The sequence below is a fragment of the Thermodesulfobacteriota bacterium genome (assembly GCA_039028315.1).
Classification (GTDB): Bacteria; Desulfobacterota_D; UBA1144; order Nemesobacterales; family UBA2774; genus CR02bin9.
On sequence record JBCCIH010000225.1, the window covers coordinates 1 to 3,213 of the forward strand.

At 36.4% G+C, this 3,213-nt stretch carries 3 protein-coding genes; 2 read left to right on the forward strand and 1 reads right to left on the reverse strand.

Annotated elements, in window-relative coordinates:
* A partial coding sequence (locus tag AAF462_11170) for a TonB-dependent receptor (protein ID MEM7009683.1) occupies positions 1–903 on the forward strand: 903 nt, incomplete at its 5' end.
* Positions 904–1,165: 262 nt separating this feature from the next.
* Here AAF462_11170 and AAF462_11175 read toward each other — a convergent pair.
* The gene (locus tag AAF462_11175; protein MEM7009684.1) at positions 1,166–2,437 is read right to left on the reverse strand and encodes a transposase family protein; all 1,272 of its coding nucleotides are present in this window, start codon (positions 2,435–2,437) and stop codon (positions 1,166–1,168) included.
* A gap of 223 nt (positions 2,438–2,660) precedes the next feature.
* On the opposite strand from AAF462_11175, the gene AAF462_11180 reads away from it, so the two are divergent.
* Positions 2,661–3,104, forward strand: coding sequence for a low molecular weight protein-tyrosine-phosphatase (locus tag AAF462_11180; protein ID MEM7009685.1), 444 nt, complete (start codon positions 2,661–2,663; stop codon positions 3,102–3,104).
* Positions 3,105–3,213 lie beyond the last annotated feature (109 nt).

Here is a 3,213-nt window from a genome sequence, read left to right on the forward strand (position 1 = left end):
TTTTCAATTAATGCTGGAATGCGCGCTACATATTACGACGTCAATGGCGAGTTTTATTGGTCTCCTCGATTCTCCTTCAAATTTGACATTACCGATAAGATAAGAATCAAAGGTGGGTATGGACGACACTTTCAATTTGTGAATCGAATTGTCAATGAAAATGTTACCGAAGGATCAAGAGATTTTTGGCTTCTTGCTGATGACGATTTAGTGAATGTAAGCAGTGCCAATCATTTTATATTTGGGACGGCCTATGAGACTAATGGATTCATATTCGATGTTGAGGTATATAGAAAAGACTTGGATAACCTTGCCGAATTTTCTTTAAGATTTCAAAGAAATGATATTGATCGAGATCGTTTATTCTTCTTGGGCAGTGGATATGCGGAGGGAATAGAGTTTTTATTGCAAAAAAAGAGGGGTGACTATACAGGCTGGGTTACATACACATTATCCAGAGTGCGAAATACATTCCCAGGAATAAATAACGGATTCGAGTTTTCGGCTCTACACGATCAGCGTCACGAATTCAAGATGGTGCATTCTTATGAAATGGATCAATGGAGGTTTGCTGCCACATTGGTGTATGCCTCTGGGAAACCATTTACAGAGCCTGCTGGACAATATTCCATCGATCTTTTGGATGGCCGATCCAACAGCTATGTAAGTGTAGGCGCCAAAAATGCTTCGAGACTTCCTGCATATCACAGGCTAGATCTCTCGGTTCATTATTTGCTCGACTTTGGCACCTATAATATGGATATAGGACTATCAATTTTTAATGCTTATGGTCGAAGAAATGTATGGTATAGAGAATACGATTTTACACAAAGACCGCCCATAATTTCGGAAGTCCAATATCTTGGCTTTACGCCGAATTTGTCTGTAGACATAAAATTTTAATAATGGTTCTCACTAATTGAATTGCATATTTGGCAACATGATAAGCAAAAAGAGAAAATAAAGAAATACATGGCTAATAATGAATATTGTACAGCGATTCAGAGCGAAGCCTCAATATATTGCTAAAATAAATTGTATAAGTGATATTGCATAGGGATACCATGTTGATTTGGGTCTTGTTGCCGCCATGAGAGTTTCATGATTTTATTAGATTTTGAGTAGATGCTGGGCGATATAGCCTCAGGTTCTACTATCATTTTGGTCAGTATCTCAGGTTGTATTTTTTATCTAAAGGTATGGGATGATAATCTGTTATCATTCTGAGTAAGGAAACAAAAGTGATCCACATGTATTTGAGGGTATCAAAAGTTTTTACAATTGAGTTGTTTGCTAGACTCATCAGTTGGCTAAACAGATGGGCTACTTGTAAGCAGATATAGTAATTTTTGATGGCGCTGAGGTTTTTACGATTCATCTTGTGATGAAGATTATACCCTTGATTTTTCTGGGCATTGAAACCTTCATTTTCGATCTTCCATCTTAATCTCCCTGCTTCAAATATAGTTCTATAGTTACTTGATGTAATTGGAAGACTCGTCATAAAATGAAACTTGGTGGTGGTAGATGCATCTTCCCCCAGATCGTAATCTATTTTCAAGCCAGTGACAGAATAGACATCTAATCCTTTATGGTTAAGTGAAGATTCACAATAGTCATATTTATATTCACTGCGTGAGTATTGGTTATGTACTTGGCAGCTTTGCGCACTTCGGGTAGTGCCATTTTCCTTTCTCAATTCTATTTCATCTTGAAGGCCGTAAAGGGTCTTATCTTTCCATACCATTATGAACTCCCATCCCTTATCCTTTATAGCCTTTTGTAGGGGATGTTTTAAAAACAATCCATCCATGACTAAACATATTGGAAGCCGTGGATACAGCTTTTTTAGCTTCTCTATAAGACGTAGGGTTGCCTTGTATTCACAATCTTGCTTAGTGTGTCCATCCTCATTATTCATCCATTCTTGACCCAATGAAATACTAAATCCATTGGCACACAATAGCTTTGCCTCTACTACATTTTGACTATAGGTTCTCTTTCCTTTTTTAGACTTTTTATAGGGACACCCAGAATAAGGAAGTTCATCAAACTTAAATACCCCTGTACCATCTATGGCTACTATAAAATATTTGTTCTCTAACCTAAATTTGTGGAATACCCGCTTTTCTAATAATTGTCTGACCAAGAATTGTTGTAACCGTTCAAACTGCTCACTTGAAATGCGCCTCAATACTTTATCTACCGTATCCATATGAGGAATGGGAACACCCAGCATCTTATGAAAATTCAATCGAAACTCTTGTGAATCCCGCTCGTTATTCATCCCATTGCGAGATCCTAAGCGCAGTAGATACATCATCACACATCCCATCACTAGACAACTCAATCGATATTCGCACGATGCCTTCCTGCGTGGATCAGTAACTATCTGCTCAATATCGCCTAATAAATTGGGAAAATAATGCTTTAGCAATCGCCTAAACTCGAATAATAAACCTTTGCTCTTTAAAACATTTTTCGTCGCTGGCTTGGATTTGTATCTTCTTTTTTTGACATTGTCATTATGAATTTGTTAGAGCAAATTTACAATTAACCGTAAACTATTTTAGTACAGCTTATTGTAATTTGCTCTTTTTCAATGTCTTATATGTTCGCTCTGAATCGCTGCAAAACACTCCTATTTAATGAAAATACTCATGGTTTGCCTGGGAAATATATGTCGATCCCCTTTAGCTGAAGGTATTATGAAAAGTAAAATAAGCATGATGGGGCTCAACTGGGAAGTAGATTCTGCGGGAACGAGCTCCTGGCATGAGGGTGAACTTCCAGACCAAAGATCAATAAAAATAGCTAAGGAAAATGGCATCGATCTTACCTCACAGAGATCGAGAAAATTTGATTCATCAGATTTCGATCATTTTGATCACATCCTAACAATGGATACTTCTAATTTTCAAAACATAAGAAGCATGGCAAAATTAGAATCACACATCAACAAAATCGATCTTATTATGAACTACGCATATCCTAATGAAAACAGAGTAGTTCCAGATCCATATTATAATAATGGGTTTTCAGAGGTTTTTGAAATGTTAGATACTTGTTGTAATAAATTTATTGAATTATACTCTAATCATTAAGCACTCCGTTTTTTCTTGAATGAGATTTATTTTCTTTTTTATCATTTGGCTTTATCCTATATTTTCCTTTTCTCAACTTTCCGAAAGTACCATTCAACGTATTCAAAAA